Annotated in this window: 16 protein-coding genes; 6 read left to right on the top strand and 10 right to left on the bottom strand. The window is 62.8% G+C overall.

All coding sequences use genetic code 11. The features are described from left to right. Positions 1-568: FAD-dependent oxidoreductase (locus Q0L62_RS11810; RefSeq protein WP_296680008.1), on the bottom strand; the 568-nt coding region annotated here is incomplete at its 3' end. 97 nt (positions 569-665) lie between these two features. Continuing rightward, positions 666-2180 (bottom strand): glucose-6-phosphate isomerase, encoded by a 1515-nt coding sequence (gene pgi / locus Q0L62_RS11805; protein ID WP_296680007.1) that lies wholly within the window; start codon positions 2178-2180, stop codon positions 666-668. 164 nt (positions 2181-2344) lie between these two features. Between pgi and lepB the strand changes: the two genes are divergently transcribed. Genes lepB through era form a run of 3 tightly spaced genes read left to right on the top strand, consistent with a single transcriptional unit; the run spans position 2345 to position 4764 of the window. Then, positions 2345-3199, top strand: coding sequence for a signal peptidase I (lepB, locus tag Q0L62_RS11800; RefSeq protein WP_296680006.1), 855 nt, complete (start codon positions 2345-2347; stop codon positions 3197-3199). A 9-nt stretch (positions 3200-3208) separates the two neighbouring features. After that, positions 3209-3874, top strand: coding sequence for a ribonuclease III (rnc, locus tag Q0L62_RS11795; RefSeq protein ID WP_296680005.1), 666 nt, complete (start codon positions 3209-3211; stop codon positions 3872-3874). Next, positions 3871-4764, top strand: a complete 894-nt coding sequence (gene era / locus Q0L62_RS11790; protein ID WP_296680004.1) for a GTPase Era — start codon at positions 3871-3873, stop codon at positions 4762-4764. Before rnc ends, era begins: the two co-directional genes overlap by 4 nt. Here the strand turns inward: era and Q0L62_RS11785 are convergent. The 6 genes from Q0L62_RS11785 to plsY all read right to left on the bottom strand — a co-directional run bounded on the left by Q0L62_RS11785 (position 4761) and on the right by plsY (position 11242). Further along, positions 4761-4940, bottom strand: coding sequence for a hypothetical protein (locus Q0L62_RS11785; protein WP_296680003.1), 180 nt, complete (start codon positions 4938-4940; stop codon positions 4761-4763). The two genes, era and Q0L62_RS11785, sit on opposite strands and share 4 nt — an antisense overlap. Then, positions 4940-7498 carry a type I DNA topoisomerase gene (gene topA / locus Q0L62_RS11780; RefSeq protein ID WP_296680002.1) on the bottom strand — a complete coding sequence of 853 codons (2559 nt, stop codon included), beginning with the start codon at positions 7496-7498 and terminating at the stop codon, positions 4940-4942. Before topA ends, Q0L62_RS11785 begins: the two co-directional genes overlap by 1 nt. 68 nt (positions 7499-7566) lie before the next feature. Beyond that, positions 7567-7914 carry a hypothetical protein gene (locus Q0L62_RS11775; protein WP_296680000.1) on the bottom strand — a complete coding sequence of 116 codons (348 nt, stop codon included), beginning with the start codon at positions 7912-7914 and terminating at the stop codon, positions 7567-7569. A 41-nt stretch (positions 7915-7955) separates the two neighbouring features. Then, positions 7956-9491: a VWA domain-containing protein gene (locus Q0L62_RS11770; RefSeq protein WP_296679997.1), complete on the bottom strand. Its 1536-nt coding sequence runs from the start codon at positions 9489-9491 to the stop codon at positions 7956-7958. A gap of 75 nt (positions 9492-9566) precedes the next feature. Further along, the gene (gene dprA / locus Q0L62_RS11765; protein ID WP_296679995.1) at positions 9567-10661 is read right to left on the bottom strand and encodes a DNA-processing protein DprA; all 1095 of its coding nucleotides are present in this window, start codon (positions 10659-10661) and stop codon (positions 9567-9569) included. Then, entirely contained in the window at positions 10661-11242 is a 582-nt protein-coding gene (gene plsY, locus Q0L62_RS11760; RefSeq protein ID WP_296679993.1) for a glycerol-3-phosphate 1-O-acyltransferase PlsY, read from the bottom strand. Before plsY ends, dprA begins: the two co-directional genes overlap by 1 nt. Before the next feature lie 80 nt (positions 11243-11322). On the opposite strand from plsY, the gene murI reads away from it, so the two are divergent. The 3 genes from murI (at position 11323) to hemA (ending at position 14365) form a co-directional block, all read left to right on the top strand. Further along, on the top strand, positions 11323-12120 hold the full coding sequence (murI, locus tag Q0L62_RS11755) for a glutamate racemase (RefSeq protein WP_296679992.1): 798 nt from the start codon (positions 11323-11325) through the stop codon (positions 12118-12120). Beyond that, positions 12117-13058, top strand: coding sequence for an MBL fold metallo-hydrolase (locus Q0L62_RS11750; protein ID WP_296679990.1), 942 nt, complete (start codon positions 12117-12119; stop codon positions 13056-13058). The genes murI and Q0L62_RS11750 overlap by 4 nt, the downstream gene beginning before the upstream one ends. A gap of 92 nt (positions 13059-13150) precedes the next feature. Beyond that, positions 13151-14365: a 5-aminolevulinate synthase gene (gene hemA, locus Q0L62_RS11745; RefSeq protein ID WP_296679988.1), complete on the top strand. Its 1215-nt coding sequence runs from the start codon at positions 13151-13153 to the stop codon at positions 14363-14365. A gap of 9 nt (positions 14366-14374) precedes the next feature. Here hemA and Q0L62_RS11740 read toward each other — a convergent pair whose 3' ends face one another. Both Q0L62_RS11740 and Q0L62_RS11735 read right to left on the bottom strand, forming a co-directional pair. Continuing rightward, a complete protein-coding gene (locus Q0L62_RS11740) occupies positions 14375-15313 on the bottom strand; it encodes a cell wall hydrolase (protein ID WP_296679986.1) in 939 nt (312 codons plus the stop codon). Further along, positions 15310-16641, bottom strand: coding sequence for a TolC family protein (locus Q0L62_RS11735; RefSeq protein ID WP_296679985.1), 1332 nt, complete (start codon positions 16639-16641; stop codon positions 15310-15312). Before Q0L62_RS11735 ends, Q0L62_RS11740 begins: the two co-directional genes overlap by 4 nt. Positions 16642-16882: the final 241 nt, after the last annotated feature.

Here is a 16882-nt window from a genome sequence, read left to right as displayed (position 1 = left end):
GCGCGTTGAAGATGCCGGCAAACTCCATCGCGATATAGCCAGCGCCTTGCACGATCACCCGCTTGGGCAAGCTGGGCAGATGAAACACCTCATTCGACGTGATGCAATGCTCATTGCCTGGGAAGTCGGGCATTACCGGCCAACCGCCGGTAGCGATCAGGATATATTTCGCCGTGATTTCCCGGCCCGAGGCAAGCGTTACTGTATTCGGTCCGGCAACAGTCGCGCGTTCCTTGAAATGGTCGACCTTGTTGTTGTCGAGCGTGGCCGTATAGGCCGCTTCCAGCCGATCAACATCGCGCAGCACCGTATCGCGCAGCACGGCCCAATCGAAGCTCATCCCCGAAACGGACCACCCATAGTGGCTGGCATCCTGCAGCTCTTCGGCAAAGTGTGATCCGTAGACAAGCAGCTTCTTGGGCACGCAGCCGCGGATCACGCAGGTGCCCCCGATGCGGTACTCCTCCGCCACCGCAACCCGTGCACCGTGCGATGCCGCAATCCGGCTGGCCCGTACCCCGCCCGAACCCGCACCAATCACGAACAGGTCATAATCAAAATCTGTCATGGGCGGGATATGGGGGTTTGAACCACGGTTTGCCAAATGGTTTTCGCGGTCAGCGCTTTCGGCCGCAGCGCGGCGGCGGCGTGGACCATTTTCGATCCTATTTTATCCCGGCTTCGGCCAGCAAGGCGTCGGTGCTGGCATCGAAACTCGCGCTTCCGGCAACAATCGACTTGGCTATTTCCTTGCCCAGCTCAACCCCGAACTGGTCGAACGGATTAATCCCCAGCAAAACCCCGTTGCAGAACGTGCGGTGTTCGTGGAACGCGATCAAGGCGCCGAGCGTGGCGGGATTAAGATCCTCGCACAGGATCGTGGCTGACGGTCGATCCCCCGGATAGGCTCGCGCACCATCCGTGCTGGCCTTGCCCGCCATCAAAGCCGCGCCCTGGCCAAAGCAGTTGGCAAGCAGGTTGCGGTGGTGGGCCGGATCCAGGCTATCGCCTGCTATGATGGCGGCAATGAAATCGACCGGGACAAGATTGGTGCCCTGATGCAGCAACTGGAATACCGCATGCTGCGCATCGGTGCCCACTCCGCCCCAGGTGATCGGCGCGGTCGGCCCGTCAACCGGGTTACCGTCAAGCGTCACAGACTTGCCGTTCGATTCCATTTCAAGCTGCTGCAGATAGCTTGGCAGCAGGCGCAGCCGCTCGTCATAGGCAAATACGGCGCGGGTCTGGCAGCCGCGCAGGCGCGTGTAATAAAGGTCGGCATAGGCTGCGCGCAGCGGCAGATTAGCCGCACCATCGCTATCACGAAAGTGCACGTCCATTGCCGCCGCGCCCTCCAGAAACTCGGCAAAGTCGCTCCACCCCAGTGCCAGCGCGATGGGAAAGCCGATCGACGACCACAGTGAATACCGCCCGCCAACCGATTCAGCGAAGGGCAGCACGCGGGTTTCGTCGACGCCCCATTCTACCGCCTTGTCGGGATAGGCGGTCAGCGCGATCACCCGGCCGAACGGATCGGCCACGCCGTTCTGCTCCAGCCAGTCCAGCGCCGACCGGGCGTTGGTCATGGTCTCGGTCGTGGTGAAAGTCTTGGATGCGACCGCGATCAGCGTAGTCGCCGGATCGCAGGCCTTGAACGCCTGTTCCAGCGCGCAGCCATCGATATTGGCGACCACGTGGACGTCAACCACCGCGCCGTCGCGGGTCAGGGCGTCAATTGCCAGGTTCGGCCCCAGTGCCGATCCGCCGATCCCGATGTGGATCAGGTGCTTGACCTCGCCCAGCGCGCCGGCGTGGATCGCCTCGACCAAGGCCTTCATGCGCAGGTGCAGCGCATGGGCCTCCTCAACGCTTGTTTCGCGGCCCACACCGCGCAGCGCGGTGTGCTCGACCGCGCGGTCTTCAGTGACGTTGATGTGCTCACCCGCAAACATCGCGGCGCGGCGCGCGGCAAATCCGGCAGCATCGGCCAGGGTTTCGAACCCGGCAAGGTGCGGCGCGTCCATGTGGGTTTTCGACCAGTCGAAGCGGATCGTCCCGCCGGGCAAGGCCAGCGCGCTCGACCAGGCGTGAAGCCGACCACGATCCGCAAACAGATCACTGAGCGTCGGCTTGGGCAAAGCGGCCAGATCTGTCCAGGCAGCGCGCGTCGCATCACTCATCGTCTACTCCTCAGGTCCGATTCCGGGTGCCGCTATGGCCTCCCCGTGGCGCCGAGCCAAGCCGGGAAACGTATGCGGCCAGCGTGCGACAGCCGTTAGTGACCTATCTATATAATACACTATAGGTCTTGACGGCAGCCGTTCGCGCCAACATGGACTCCGCCATGACCGAAACACCCACTGTTGCACCCGCTTCCCCCACTGACGCGGCGTCCGCAGACACTCCAGTCAAACCTGCCAAGAAGGAGGACAGTTTCCCCGTCTTCCTGCTCAAACTGGCGCTTTTCGTGGCGATATTCCGCAGCTTTTTCCTGGCGCCGTTCTACATTCCCAGCGAATCGATGCTGCCACGCCTGCTCGTCGGTGACTATCTGCTGCTGGCCAAGTGGCCCTATGGCTATTCCCGCAAGAGCCTGCCCTTCGGCGTGCCACTGCTGCCGGAAAGCCGCATTTTCGCGGCCCAGCCAAAGCGCGGCGATGTCGTGGTGTTCAAGGCCCCGCCCGAGGCGGAGGAAGACTGGATCAAGCGCGTCATCGGTCTGCCCGGCGATACCATACAGATGAAGAATGGCGTGGTGTGGCTTAACGGCCAGGCAATCCCCAAGGTGCGCGTTGCCGATTTTCAGGTACCGGTGACTCCCAACACCGCCTGCTATTCGGCCGAGTTTGAAGCCAAGCTGGCTGATGGCACCGACGTGTGCCGCTATCCCCAGTACCGCGAAACCCTGCCTGGCGGGCGCAGTTACACCGTGCTGGATTTCGGCCAGCGCGATAACGACAACACCGACCCGGTCATGGTGCCTGAAGGCAAGGTTTTCCTGATGGGTGACAACCGCGACAACTCTGCCGACAGCCGCGTTCCGTTCGATCGCAACGGTCTTGGCGGTCCCGTGCCGCAAGACAACATCCTGGGCCGGGCCACAGTGATGATGTTCTCCACCGATGGCGGGGCCGAATGGATCAAGCCATGGACCTGGTTCAGCGCGGCGCGATTTGACCGGATCGGCAGCGGGTTCTGATCATTTGCCATGAATAGCGAGAGCCTTGATTTCCTGACATCGCTGCTTGGCCACCCGCCCCATGACAAGGACCTGTGGCTTGAAGCACTGACCCACGGCAGCACCGGCGCCGCGCGCGATTACCAGCGGCTCGAGTTTCTGGGCGACCGGGTGCTGGGAATGGTCATCGCTGAATGGCTGTTCCAGCTGGAAGCCTCTGACGAAGGGCGCATGTCGCAGCGGCTCAACGCGCTGGTCAGTCGGGCAACCTGTGCCGAAGTGGCCCGGGCGATCGACCTTGCCGACCATATCCTGCTGGGCAAGCAGGCGCGCGAAGACGGCGGCAAGGACAGTGACAACATCCTGGGCGATGTAATGGAGGCGCTGATTGGCGCCAGCTTCGTCGCTGAGGGGTTCGATGCGACCCGCGATCTGATCCGCCGCCTGTGGGCTGATCCCGTCGCAGGCAAGGCCGGACAGGCCAAACACCCCAAGTCAGCCTTGCAGGAATGGGCAGCCGGCAACCGCCGCCGCGGTCCCGAATACCGACTGGTCGAGCGTTCTGGTCCTGATCATGCCGCGCGCTTTACCGTCGCGGTCAGCATAAACGGCGTGGGTGAGGCCGAAGCGACAGGGACATCAATGCGCGAAGCCGAAACCGCCGCCGCCGCGGCTTTCATGCAGAGGTTTGGATGACACAGCATTGCGGTCTCGTTGCCGTTCTGGGCGCGCCCAACGCGGGCAAATCGACGCTGGTCAATGCGCTGGTCGGCCAAAAGGTTGCCATCGTCAGCGCCAAGGCGCAGACCACGAGGGCGCGGCTGATGGGCATCGCTCTTGCTGGCGATACGCAGATTATCCTGGCCGATACTCCCGGCCTGTTTGAGCCAAAGCGCCGCTTGGACCGGGCGATGGTCAGCGCCGCCTGGGAAGGCGCACAGGAAGCTGACGCGATCCTGCTGGTCGTCGATGGCCGCAAGAAAAAGCGCGAGTATCTCGCCTCGATCCTTGAAAGCCTGAAGGACCGGCCAGAACGCAAGATCCTGGTGCTCAACAAGGTCGACGAAACCGCCAAGGAACCGCTCCTGATCGCGGCGCAGGACCTTGCGGGCGAAGACCAGTTTTCCGAGGTGTTCTTCGTGTCGGCCCTGACCGGGGACGGTGTACCCGAACTCAAGGCGCGGCTGGCCGGACTCATGCCCGAAGGGCCGTGGCACTATCCCGAAGACCAGGTATCCGACGCCAGCGAACGCCTGCTGGCCTGCGAAATCACGCGCGAGCAACTCTACCGCCAGCTTCACGACGAGCTGCCCTATGACAGCGCGGTACGCCCGGAAAGCTACACCGTGCGGCCTGACGGATCAGTCGAGATCCACCAGCAGATCGTCATCGCCCGCGACAGCCAGAAAGGCATCGTGCTGGGCAAGGGCGGCTCGAAACTGAAAGCCATCGGTGAGGCCGCGCGCAAGGAACTGACCGACCTGCTGGGCGTAAAGGTCCACCTGTTCCTCCACGTCAAGGTTGACGAGAAGTGGAGCGAGGACAAGGAGATCTACGAGGAACTCGGGCTGGAGTGGGTGCGTTAGCGCAGCTTCGCGATGCCGATACCGTCGATCTTGGCGCGTTCCTTCGTCGATTCCTCGCTGCGGTTCAGCGCCTTGGCGATTTCCTTGAGGCCCTTGCCCTTGCCAGCCAGGGTGCGCAGTTTGGCAACCTCGTCGGCCTTCCAGGGCTGTTTGTGCTTGGTGAATTGTTCAGCCATCAGCTGGTCGCCTTCTTCTTCGCCGCCGCCGTCTTCTTTGGCGCGGCCTTCTTTTTTGGCGCGGCCTTCTTCTTGCCTTTTGCAGGTCCCTTGGCGGCCCGTTCGGTGATCAGGACTACGGCCTCTTCCTCGGTCAAGTCCTCGGGCTTCTTGTCGCGGGGCAAGGTAGCGTTGGTTGTACCATCGGTGACGTAGGGGCCATAGCGGCCGGCCATCAGCTTCATTTCACCGCCGCTTTCGGGATGCGCGCCGAACACCTTTAGCGGTTCGGCTGCGGCACGCGCGCCCCTGCCCCCGCCATTGGCCGCCTCGGCCAGCTTCGCGACCGCACTGTTCATGCCGGTTTCGAACACTTCGGCGGTGCCGCGCAGCTTCGCATACTTGCCGCTGTGCGCCAGATAGGGTCCATAGCGCCCGATTGCCGCGGTGATCGGTTCACCGGTTTCTGGGTGCGCGCCAATGGTGCGCGGCAGGCTGAGCAGCTTGACTGCCCAGTCCAGATCGAGTTCGGCGATGTCTTTGGGGATCGAGGCGCGGGCCGCCTCCTTGCCTTCGCCCATCTGGATGTAGGGACCAAACCGCCCGGCCTTGCGAAGGATCGGCTCGCCGGATTCCGGATGCTTGCCCACTTCGCCGTCCTCTCCTGCATCACCATTGCCGCCGGGCTGGGCAAACTTGCGGGTGTATTTACAATCCGGATAGTTGGCACAGGCTACAAATGCGCCGTAACGCCCGCCGCGCAGTGCCAGGCGGCCGCCGCTGCGACCTTCGGTTTCGCACAGTGGACAGCGCCGGGGATCGGTGCCGTCTTCGCTTGGCGGAAACAAATAGTCTGACAGGAAGTCATCCAGAGCTTCGGTCACCTCAGACGGCTTGCGCTCCATGACTTCGTCGCTCTTGGGCTTGAAGTCTTTCCAAAACTTGGCGAGCAGATCCTTCCAGGCCTCGCGCCCGCCGGACACGTCGTCCAGCTCGTCTTCCATGCCGGCCGTGAAGTCATATCCGACATAGCGGGGAAAGAAGCGTTCAAGAAACGCTGTCAGCAACCGGCCCGATTCCTCTGCAAAGAAACGGTTTTTCTCGGTCCGGACATAGGCGCGGTCTTTGATCACCTGGATTGTTGCGGCGTAGGTCGATGGCCGACCGATGCCGAGCTCTTCCAATCGCTTGACCAGTGTTGCTTCGGAGTATCGCGCGGGCGGCTGGGTGAAATGCTGGGTCGCATCGACGCCGTGCCTGGCCGGCTGATCGCCCTTGTTCAGGACCGGCAGCATCGCGCCGTCATCATCATCATCGCCCGGTTTTGCATCAAGCGTTTCGTCATAGACGGCCAGGAAGCCCGGAAACTTGATCACTTGCCCGGTCGCGCGTAACTCGTGCTTGCCGGTGCCGTCGCGCATGGTGACAGTCGTGCGCTCAATATTGGCGCTGGCCATCTGACTGGCAATCGCGCGCTTCCAGATAAGCTCGTAAAGCCGCGCCTCATCCCCGCTGCCGTGGCGATCCTTGGCAAAATCGGTTGGGCGGATCGCCTCGTGCGCTTCCTGTGCGTTCTTTGCTTTCGATTCATAATGACGCGGCTTTTCAGGAAGATAATGCCCGTTGTTGTAACGATTGCTGATCGCCAGGCGCGCGGCTGATATGGCGCTGCTGTCCATCTGCACGCCGTCGGTCCGCATGTAGGTAATCGCACCAGCCTCATAAAGGCCCTGCGCCACCCGCATCGTGTGGCTAGCGGAAAAACCCAGCTTGCGCGACGCTTCCATCTGCAGGGTGGACGTGGTGAACGGGGGATAGGGGTTTCGACGCGTCGGCCGGGTTTCAACATCGTCCACCGCAAAGGTCGCGGCCTCTACCGCAGCCTTTGCGGCATTGGCCGCGCCGGCGTCGCCCAAGGTCATTTTGTCGAGTTTGGCCCCGTCGAATTTGACCAGCCGGGCCGGAAACTGCGTCCCCAGATGCTCCATCCGGGCAATGACGGACCAGTATTCCTGCGGGCGGAATGCTTCGATCTCGCGTTCACGCTCAACAATCAGGCGCAGCGCGACCGACTGCACACGGCCCGCACTTTTCGCACCCGGCAGCTTGCGCCACAGCACCGGCGACAGGGTAAAGCCAAACAGGTAATCCAGCGCTCGGCGTGCCAGATAAGCGTCGATCAGATCCTGATCAAGCTCACGCGGGGCCTTCATCGCCGCAAGGATCACATCCTTGGTAATGGCGTTGAAAGTGACCCGCTCAACCTCATTGGGCAGCGCCTTTTTCTTGGCCAGCAGTTCGCGAACATGCCACGAAATCGCCTCCCCCTCACGGTCGGGGTCGGTGGCCAGGATCAGACGGTCAGCAGTCTTGGCCGCATCGGTGATGGCCTTAACCTGGCGCGCCTTGTCGCCGTAGAGTTCCCAGTCCATCGCAAAGTCTTCGTCCGGACGGACCGAGCCGTCCTTGGGCGGCAGATCGCGAACGTGACCGAAGCTGGCCAGGACCTTGTAGTCCTTGCCCAGATACTTCTCGATGGTTTTGGCCTTGGCGGGGGATTCAACGATGACAAGCTGCATGGCGTTTTACGGCGACCCTTTACGCGTATGTGTACACGCGCGAGGGTGAGAGGTTCTGATCAGGTCCGTCAAGAGGGGGTGCGGCGCCAAGCGGCAAAGAACCCCAGCCCCAGCAACACGTCCACGCCGGCAAACGCGGCAATGGCCGGGTGCATGGGATAACCCTGCCGGAACAACGCCAGCGCAGGAAGCGCAAATACAAGCTTTTCCGCCACGCCCAGCGGCATCAGCGGTCGGTATTTCACGGGGTTGCTGCCAATCATCCAGAACAGGCCCTGAAACACCAGCGCGCAGCCGATAAAACCGTAGAGCGTCTCGCCCATAACCGCAGGCAGCGGGGTGAAATACATCGGCAACAGCACGGCCGCGCCATAGATTGCCGCCCAGCGGAACATGCGGGAAGGAAAGATGCCCATGATGCCTCCGTGGATTATCTCCCCGCAGGATTGCTCCGCCGTTACTGTTCCGGCAAGCGGCTGCGCGGAATTATGCACCGGCCCCTGTCATACTGACCGACCTCGCGGATCACTTCGCTATCCTTGGGTTCGATCCGGCGGCCCGCGATCTGGCTGTCGATCACCCGGCGTAGCAGAGCATCGAGCCGGGTGACCAGATAGCAGTCGATCGCCGGGGCTGCATGGGAGTTGCCGACGCCGCTGTCGTCGGTCAGGAAAAGGTAGCGGCTTTGCGTCAGCGCGGCCATGGCGCGCATTGCGTATTCGGCTTTGTCAGCCACGCCCGATGCTGCGACCGCCACGATGTGAACGCGGTTGGCGCGCAGATGTTCGGCGGCGCGCCAAGCCATGCCCATGTTTTCATCATGCGGGGGGGCGTCGGCTACCAGCAGCAGGCTTTTGACAGCATCACGGCGCCAGTCCTGCCTTGCGGCCCGGACCAAGGCCTGATCCATCGCTTCGGGATAATCGCCCCCACCCCCGGCATAGCGCTGCGCCAAAGCGCCTTGGGCCGCGGCAAAATCACGCGTCAAGGGCACGGTGTTGGTGACATAATCATCGCCAACATCACGGTAGAAAACAAAGCCAACGCGGATGTCGAGACCAGGGTGACGCGTGCGGATTGCGTCCAGGATCGCCGCCAGCTCGCTTTGCAGGTAGCGGATTTCATCGCCCATCGATCCGGTAGTGTCGATCGCCAGCATAAGGTCGAGTTTGGGCGGCGCCATCACCGCAACCGCATTGCTGGTAAAGGTAATCCGCTGGCCGCCCGCGCCGCGCGGAATTGTGACAACACGCCAGTCCTGATTGAGCGCCCGAACCTTGACCGAAGGGCTCAGGTTGTCGAGCCCGGGAAACAGCGTAACCGTACCGTCCGACATGGTCTGCAGCAGCAGGCGATTTCCATCAGCGCACTGAACTTCGACCAGAGAGCGGCCAAGCGGATTACCGGCAAAGTCCTTGATTTCGACAGTCAGGATCCGCGCAGTATCTAACTGGGGCAAATCGGCAATCTGCTGACCAAGATCAGAGCGGCGCACATAGGCGGCGTAAAGTTCGGGGTTGAGCAGATCGTCATGCTCGCCCGCGGTCAGCAAACCGGACTGCCGCTGCGGATAGGGTCGGGGGCGCCGCGGGCCGACTTTCGCGTCCACCGGAGAATCTGAAGCGCTCTTGTCCGCCGCCGTTGTCCGCTCCCCGCGATCGATTCGCGAACCTGCCGCAACGATAGCCTCGCTGGCAGTGGAATCCGCTGCTGACACAGCCATTGGGGGAGCCGCAACCGGCGGCGGCGGCGGTGCGCCCTTGTCCTTGATGGCGCGTGCTTCCATCGTCGCATAAGGGACTTGCACATCGAAAGGCGGAACGCCTGCTTCGGAACCCAAGTCAGGCAGCGCAGCAGGCGTGCGGCACTGACTACGCTGCACGGGGTTGCGCGCGCCACCGGCGGCAGGCTCGCGTTGGGATTGCGCCGGTTGCGGTACCAGCAGGGTCATCACGACAGCGGCGGTAACCCCCCGGCTAAGTTTATGGCGCATCGACCCTCTCCCAATCCGTTCTGAGGACCAGACGTGCATCCGGAGCGATGAACCGCAGGTTAAGGAGATATTATATCATTGAGCCAGACTTACGCGTCCGGCAGCATGGCGCACCAACTGGCCGGTCAGTTCAAGCTCAAGCAATGCCAATTGCACCGCGGCCGGGCTTTCGCCGCTTTGCCGGATCAGCTCGTCAACCGGCACAGGAGCGACAGTCAGCAGCCCGGCAATGTCGGCAGGCGTGTCACCCAGATCGTCTGGCAAGCCGCTAAAATCGGACCCGGTTTCGCGGAAATGGGACCGCGGGGTGCCATCAAAGCTGCTGATCAGTTCGATCACGTCAGCTGCGGACTGGACCAGCACGGCGCCTTCGCGGATCAACAGGTTGCAGCCCTGGGAGCGTGGTTCGAGCGGCGAACCCGGCACGGCCATTACCTCGCGCCCAGCCTCTCCTGCCAGCCGCGCTGTGATCAGCGATCCTGACCGGGGCGCAGCCTCCACTACCACGGTGCCGCTGCACAGTCCGGCAATGATGCGGTTGCGCGACGGGAAATGGCGGGCCAAAGGTTCGGTCTTGGGTGGCTGCTCGGCCAGCAGCAGGCCTTGTGTTGCCACAGCCTCCTGCAAGTCGGCGTGCTCGGGCGGATAGGCGATGTCGATCCCGCTGGCGATCACCCCGATTGTGCCCGCTGATAATGCCGCGTGATTTGCGGCGCTGTCGATCCCGCGCGCCAGTCCGGACACTACGACAAAGCCGGCATCGGCGAGATCACCGGCAAACTGCCGCGCCAGCTTGACCGCTGCGGCTGACGCATTGCGCGCGCCGACAACCGCCACACAGGGCCTTGCAGCCATTCCTGCATCGCCGCGATATGTCAGGATCGGCGGGGCACTGTCCAGCTCGGCCAGCAAGGCCGGATAATCAGGCGCGTCATGGAAAAGATAGCGTGCACCGGCCTGGCGCACGGCAGAAATCTCGGCTGCCACGCTGCTTTCTGGCGCCGCGCGATATCCCCCCTTCGCGCGTCCGGCCAGATCGGGCAATGCCTTCAGCGCCGCGCTGGCTGCTCCAAACCGGCGGAGCAGCTGGCGGTAGGAAACCGGCCCGATATTTGGCGAGCGCAGCAAGCGGATGCGGGCAAAAGCCTCGTCCTGCGACAAGGCTTGCATCAAGACTTGCCGCCAATCTTGGGCTCGGTCCCGGCGCGCAGCCGGGCGATGTTGGCCCGGTGTTGGAAGAACACAATGAAGGCGATGACAGCCATGACGGCTGCGACCGCCGGATAGCCCATCAACCAGGACGCAACGGGCGCGGCAGCACTGGCACTGAGCGAGGACACCGACGACGTGCGGCTAAGCGCCAGCGCCAGCGCCCAAATTGCGGCGCATACCAGCAGCACGGGCCAGGCAAGAGCGCCGAGCACACCCGCCGCGGTGGCAAAACCCTTGCCCCCCTTGAAGCGCAGCCACAGCGGGAAACAATGGCCGATGATCGCCGCCACTGCTGCCAGTCCCTCGGTCCCCGGCCACAGCCGCGCAGCAAGCAGCACGGCAAGGACTCCTTTGCCCGCATCAAGCAGGACGGTTGCCGCTGCCAGCCCCTTGTGCCCGGTGCGCAGCACATTGGTGGCCCCGATGCTGCCCGATCCGATCTGGCGCAGATCGCCCGCGCCAAACAATCGGGTCAGGACCAGGCCGAAGGGAATCGATCCCAGCAGGTACGCCAGCCCAAATGCAGTGACAGAATCCATTGTGGTCCTTTCCTTTGCTGCCCAGTCCTAGCTACAAGGCGCCTGCGCCGACAAGGGCGCCAAGGGGGATTGCCACGATAATGGATGCTGCTGCGCCGGTGCTGCTGTTTGATTCCGGCGTCGGCGGGCTGTCAGTGCTGGCGCAAGTGCGCAAGTTGCTGCCTAATGCGCCGGTGATCTATGCCGCCGACAACGGCGGCCTGCCCTATGGCACCAAAACCGAGGCGGAGATTGCTGCGCGGGTGTGCGGCTTGCTTGGCCGGATGAGCGAGCGGTTCCGGCCGCGCCTGATCTGCATAGCCTGCAACACCGCCAGCACCATTGCGCTGGCCATGGTCCGCGATGTGCTGGCCGTGCCGGTGGTCGGCACTGTCCCGGCGATCAAGACTGCGGCCGAAACCACCGGCAGCGGGGTGATCGGGCTTCTGGGCACTGCGGCGACCATTCGCCAGGGCTATGTCGACCGGCTCGAGGCAGACTTTGCGGCGGACAAGACCCTGCTGCGTTTTGCCGCCAGCGAACTGGTCGGCGCCGCAGAGGCCAAGTTGCGCGGGACACCGGTCGATCCGGCAATTGTCAAACGGGCCGTTGACGGCCTGCGCAGCCAGCCCAGGGGGGCCCTGATCGACACCGTGGTGCTGGCCTGCACGCACTTTCCGCTGCTGGCCGACGAACTTTTGGCCGGTTTCGAATCCAAGGTCGCGCTCATCGACGGTGCGCAAGGGATCGCGCGGCGCATCGCGGCCTTGACTGGCGGTCAGACGTTCAATCGCCGTACACCCGATCTGGCACTGTTTACCCGTAGCGATGAAAGTCTGGCCGCGCTGGAACCAGCACTTCAAGAATACGGCCTTGACCGGATGGAGATCCTGCAATGACCCGGCGGCTAAACTGGATCATCGCATTGCTGCTGCTGATCATCGGTTTGCCGTACTACTGGCTGCTGATCGACAACCGCCCGGGATCAATTGCGTCCCAGCCGGTTACTGTCGGGCAGCTGCGCGAGCTGGCCGATGCATTACCGGGACCGCACCCGTCCGGGGTGGAAATGGAACTTGTCGGCTGGCGCAAGGCCCCGGGCACATTGTTCGCGGCGGGCGCCGGATTGCAGAACCGCTTCATCGGCATCATGGCCTATCGCCTGCCTGTAACCGGCGGCAAGCCGATTGTAATCGACAGCGGATTGGGCCTTGCAGATGTCGCAGGTATGCGGCTCGACCAGTTTTTGCCCGGCAACCAGCGCACTGTGGATCGCGCAATGGACGAAGCGGGGCTGATCCTGATCACTCATGAACATCCCGATCACATCGGGGGCATGATCGCATGGGCCAGGAACGATGCGGACGTCATGCACAAGGCATTTGGCAAGCAGCGCATGACCCCGCCTCAATCGGCATTTGTATCGCAAAAGCTTGGAATAGTGCAGCGTGATCAGAGCGCCTCGCTTGCCGCGCCGCCCCGCGCAATTGCTCCGGGAGTGGTCGCCATCCCTGCCCCCAGCCACACTCCCGGTTCCCAGATGTTCTTCGTGCAGCTGGCCGACGGGCGCGAATACCTGTTCACCGGCGATATCGCGACCTTGGCAATCAGCTGGGAGGCATTGCGCGCGCGGTCACGACTGATCGGAGATTTCGTTGTTCCGGAGGATCGCCCAGCAGTCTTTTCGTGGCTGAAGACGATCCGCGCGCTCAAGCAGGCAAGTCCCGCGCTCAACATCATACCGGGCCATGATACCAGCGCCGTGCTTGAACTGGCCGACAAGGGCCAGGTGCGGCGTGACTTTAATCTCGTGCCGATCGGTGCCACCACGCAATAACCTGCTGGTCACGGCGAAAACAGTGGGCTAAGGGGCGGCAGATTCAGCGCTGCGGCCTTCATTTGCCGGGCGCACCGGAGGGCAGGACCCGCGTGAATTACGATCATATTTTCAACCAGGCGATTGAACGCCTGCACGCGGAAGGGCGCTATCGCGTTTTCATCGATATCCTGCGCAACAAGGGCGCTTATCCCAATGCGCGCTGCTTTGCCGGGCACAACGGGCCCAAGGACATCACCGTTTGGTGTTCGAACGATTACCTCGCCATGGGCCAGCACCCCAAAGTGATCGCTGCCATGGAAGAAGCGCTCAACGATGTCGGCGCCGGTTCAGGCGGCACCCGTAACATTGGCGGCAACACGCACTACCACGTCGATCTTGAAGCGGAACTGGCCGATCTTCACGGCAAGGACGGGGCGCTGCTGTTCACTTCGGGCTATGTTTCGAACGATGCCACGCTTTCCACCTTGGCCAAGGTCCTGCCCGGCTGCGTGATCTTTTCGGACGAGCTAAACCACGCCAGCATGATCGCCGGCATTCGCAATTCCGGCGCGGAAAAGCGCGTGTTCGGCCACAACAACCTGGCCCACCTTGAAGAACTGCTGGCCGAAACCGACCCCGCCCTGCCCAAACTGATAGCCTTCGAATCGGTCTACTCGATGGAAGGCGATGTCGCGCCGATCCATGCGATTTGCGACCTTGCCGAAAAATACAACGCCTTGACCTATATCGACGAGGTGCACGCGGTCGGCATGTACGGCCCGCGCGGCGGTGGTATTTCCGACCGTGACGAGGCGGCGCACCGCATCGACATCATCGAAGGCACCCTTGGCAAGGCATTTGGCGTGATGGGCGGCTATATCGCTGCCGACAGCCGGATCATCGACGTGATCCGCTCCTATGCGCCCGGCTTCATTTTTACGACTTCGCTGTCGCCCGTACTAGTCGCCGGCGTCCTCGCGTCGGTTCGGCATCTCAAGGCCTCAAGCGCCGAGCGTGAGGGCCAGCAAGCCGCAGCGGCTTTCCTCAAGGCGCGCCTGCGCGAAGCGGGCCTGCCGGTTATGGATTCGACCACCCACATCGTGCCGCTGATGGTCGGCGATCCGGTTCGCGCCAAGAAGATCAGCGATATTCTGCTTGCTGAATACGGCGTCTATGTGCAGCCGATCAATTATCCGACAGTGCCGCGCGGGACTGAGCGTTTGCGCTTTACCCCCGGCCCCGCCCATACAGAGGGGATGATGGTTGAGCTGACCGCGGCGCTGGTTGAAATATGGCAGCGGCTCGACCTTCAGCGCGCCGCCTGACGGGCACGTTTATTCCGGTTTTTCGCGTGCCGGCTCGCTGCTGATGTCAGCGATGGTGGGCCGCCAGCCTTTGCTGGGATCGACATAGCCGGCATCGTTGTCAGAACGTCGCGGAGCCACTTCGCCGAGGCCTTGGGCCACCATGGCCGCTTCTTCGGCGCTGCCCGTTTCCGTTGCCATCGCCGGCGGCATGGGCAGAACGCCTGGCTCTATCCCGGTATAGGCTGCGGTAAAGACCCCGCGCCGTCCCCAGCCCAGGGGCCATCGATAAAACTGGTGATGACCGATCGCCGCGACTTTTTCCAGTCGCGGTGCCCAGACCGGGTAAACATAGTCGGCGTGGTAATGTGTCGCCATTCCGACCGATTTCTCGACCCGCCCCGCCAGCGCCTCGCCCGCCTCGCGCAATGTCTTGTCCCATATGGCGGCAACAGGCTGGCGCGCCAGGGCACCGTCGCACGCAAAGGTGAACTGGCAGGTCCCGCCCTGACGCTGGTAAACCACATCGCAAACCGAATGGGGAAAGGCGGGATGGCGCAGCCGGTTGAGGACGACCTGGGCCACAGCGCGGCGTCCCTGCTCACCTTCAAAGCCGGCTTCGTAATACATTGCCTGGGCAAGGCAAGTCTCGGCCCGCAGACGTGTCGCCGGATCGGCCGGTCCGGCAAAGCTGCGCGCTGGTTCAAGCGCACCGGGGACAAGCAACAGCGCCGCATTGGCAGCGCGCGCCGCATCCGCTTCTGCCACGATCGACCGGTTATCAGCGGTCACAGCAAGCAGCTCGGCGGTCGGTATCGCCTGGGGAAATGTCGATCCGGGTGATCCTGGCTGCACGGCACGCGGAACAGAGCGCGCTGCCAGGACAGCAAAGACCAGTACCGCCAACCCAGCCCCGGCGACAATGATCCAGCGGCGAGGCAATGCGGCGCGGGGAGCCGCCTTAATCACTCGATCCCGTATTTAGGCTTGGCCGTCAGACCCAGGAACGCACGAAAGCGATTTTCGCGCGCGAGCAAGGCATATTCCGACAGGACAACGCTTGCCCGGGCCGCTTCGCGTTCACCTGCTGCACTAAACGAAGCGCTTTGCGCGTCCAGCACGTCAAGCAGCGAGCGCCGTCCAATGCCGAACTGAGAGCGATAGGAAAACACCAGATCCTTGGCGACCTGTGCGCGCACGTCCTGTTCGGTCAACTTGGTCCGCCAGGCTCCAAGTTGCTCCCAGTCGTCGCGCACCCCGCGCTCGCTTTCGCGCTGCGCCTTGATCAAAGCCTCGGCCGCTTCATAGGACCGGCCCATCGCCTCACGCACGCGGGCGGCATTGACGCCGCCATCGAAAAACCGCCAGCGCATGCTTACAAGAGCGGAGTAATCGTTGGTCTTGCCGCGGAAACCGTCGAAATCGTTGCCAGTCCGGGCACTCCCCTGCGCATCGATTGTCGGCAAGCCGTCCGCTCGCGCCCGGCGCACCAAAGCCTGGGTTGATGCCACATCGTGCTGCGCCGCGATGACCGCCGGATCCTGACGCGCCGCATTGCGGATCGATTCGTCCAATGTCGGCGCCAGCACAGTGGCTGCACTGGGTGGTTGTTCTAGACCCACAGGCTCGCGTCCGACCAGGCTCATGAACAAGTTGCGCGCAGTACCGACATCCCGTTCGGCATCGGTCAGTCGGACCAGCGCCTGTTGCCGCCGCTCGTCGGCTTGCTGCCTTTCGGAAACGCTCATCGCACCTTGGGCGACACCTTCGCGCATATCCGCGGCAAGGCGATCATGGAAGGTCATATTAGCCTTCGCATTGTCCAGCAGCTGGCCATAGAGCAGCGTGACCACATAGGCCCGGGCGACCTGGAATGCAGCCTGCTCAGCCGTCTGTTCACGCGCTTCCTTGAGCGAGCTGAGCCGCGACGTCTGGGCCGAAATGGTCGCCGATCGGCGCCCCATATCATAGATCGGCTGCTCAATCGAAATGCCGACATAGCGCGGGCGTTCATTGAGCGCGGAAAGGCCCAGGCTGTTACGCGCCGAGTTTTCGAGCCGCCTGATCCCGATATTGGCTTCGGCGGTCAGTTTGGGCAGCCAGTCTCGCGTAGCCTGGTCACGTGCAGCCTCGCCCTGCATAACCCGCGCGTCAGCCTGTCCTAAATCGGGACTGCGCGCCAAAGCAGCGGCCGCCGCTTCTCGAAGCGGCAACGCCTGCGCCAATGCAGCATCGGCCATGACGGGGCCGGCCAATATCATCACGCCCCATGCAAATCGCTGACGGACAGGCTTCATCACATATCCTCTCGACTCGCGGCGAGCCGGGGGAAGCATTTCATCGGACAGGATAATATCGTCTCTGCCATGGCCCCAAAATGCTACCGCATTGACATCTGCCTAACAGCCTTGACCGATTCGCGCCAAGCAACCTTCGTCTCAGCGCTGATGCGGCGGCAGCGAACCTGTTTCTGCGCGGCGTGGCGCGCAATGAAAATCTAACCTGTGATACTCGTTGACCTTTCCGCGTTGACGACCC

Source organism: Novosphingobium sp., assembly GCF_024642085.1.
Lineage (GTDB): Bacteria > Pseudomonadota > Alphaproteobacteria > Sphingomonadales > Sphingomonadaceae > Novosphingobium.
Note: the sequence above shows the minus strand (reverse complement) of the source record. Positions and strands in the feature narration are given on the sequence as shown.

Coding starts and splice junctions, on each gene's coding strand:
- pgi (WP_296680007.1), bottom strand. CDS start 2,180: ATGAGTGATGCGACGCGCGCTGCCTGGACAGATCTGGCCGCTTTGCCC.
- lepB (WP_296680006.1), top strand. CDS start 2,345: ATGACCGAAACACCCACTGTTGCACCCGCTTCCCCCACTGACGCGGCG.
- rnc (WP_296680005.1), top strand. CDS start 3,209: ATGAATAGCGAGAGCCTTGATTTCCTGACATCGCTGCTTGGCCACCCG.
- era (WP_296680004.1), top strand. CDS start 3,871: ATGACACAGCATTGCGGTCTCGTTGCCGTTCTGGGCGCGCCCAACGCG.
- Q0L62_RS11785 (WP_296680003.1), bottom strand. CDS start 4,940: ATGGCTGAACAATTCACCAAGCACAAACAGCCCTGGAAGGCCGACGAG.
- topA (WP_296680002.1), bottom strand. CDS start 7,498: ATGCAGCTTGTCATCGTTGAATCCCCCGCCAAGGCCAAAACCATCGAG.
- Q0L62_RS11775 (WP_296680000.1), bottom strand. CDS start 7,914: ATGGGCATCTTTCCTTCCCGCATGTTCCGCTGGGCGGCAATCTATGGC.
- Q0L62_RS11770 (WP_296679997.1), bottom strand. CDS start 9,491: ATGCGCCATAAACTTAGCCGGGGGGTTACCGCCGCTGTCGTGATGACC.
- dprA (WP_296679995.1), bottom strand. CDS start 10,661: ATGCAAGCCTTGTCGCAGGACGAGGCTTTTGCCCGCATCCGCTTGCTG.
- plsY (WP_296679993.1), bottom strand. CDS start 11,242: ATGGATTCTGTCACTGCATTTGGGCTGGCGTACCTGCTGGGATCGATT.
- murI (WP_296679992.1), top strand. CDS start 11,323: ATGGATGCTGCTGCGCCGGTGCTGCTGTTTGATTCCGGCGTCGGCGGG.
- Q0L62_RS11750 (WP_296679990.1), top strand. CDS start 12,117: ATGACCCGGCGGCTAAACTGGATCATCGCATTGCTGCTGCTGATCATC.
- Q0L62_RS11735 (WP_296679985.1), bottom strand. CDS start 16,641: ATGAAGCCTGTCCGTCAGCGATTTGCATGGGGCGTGATGATATTGGCC.